Annotated in this window: 1 protein-coding gene; it reads right to left on the bottom strand. The window is 60.5% G+C overall.

Features of this window, described 5'->3' with window-relative positions:
* A partial coding sequence (locus tag OHL22_RS24930) for a leucine zipper domain-containing protein (protein WP_263342625.1) occupies positions 1-245 on the bottom strand: 245 nt, incomplete at its 3' end.
* Between the last annotated feature and the right edge of the window lie 16 nt (positions 246-261).

Below are 261 nucleotides of genomic sequence, written 5' to 3'. Positions count from 1 at the left end.
AGCTCGACAACCCGATCAACAAGACTCCCCGCCAGGCGGCGCGGACTGCGATGAGGCCGCGAGCTACGATCTGCCAGACCATCCAGTCCGGCTACCTGGAACCGCATCACCCACTTGGCCGCAGTCTTCGTACTCACGCGGAAGGCGGCTGCAGCCGCCTTCCGCGTCTCTCCCTGCTCCAGTACAAACCTGACCAATGCCTCTCGACTGCGATAGCTCAGTCGGGCATTCTTATGAATGTCCATTCGATCCTCCGAAGAT

The sequence above is a fragment of the Acidicapsa dinghuensis genome (genome assembly GCF_025685685.1).
Classification (GTDB): Bacteria; Acidobacteriota; Terriglobia; order Terriglobales; family Acidobacteriaceae; genus Acidicapsa; species Acidicapsa dinghuensis.
The sequence above is the reverse complement of the archived record's forward strand: the minus strand, read 5'-3'. Positions and strand labels throughout refer to the sequence as shown.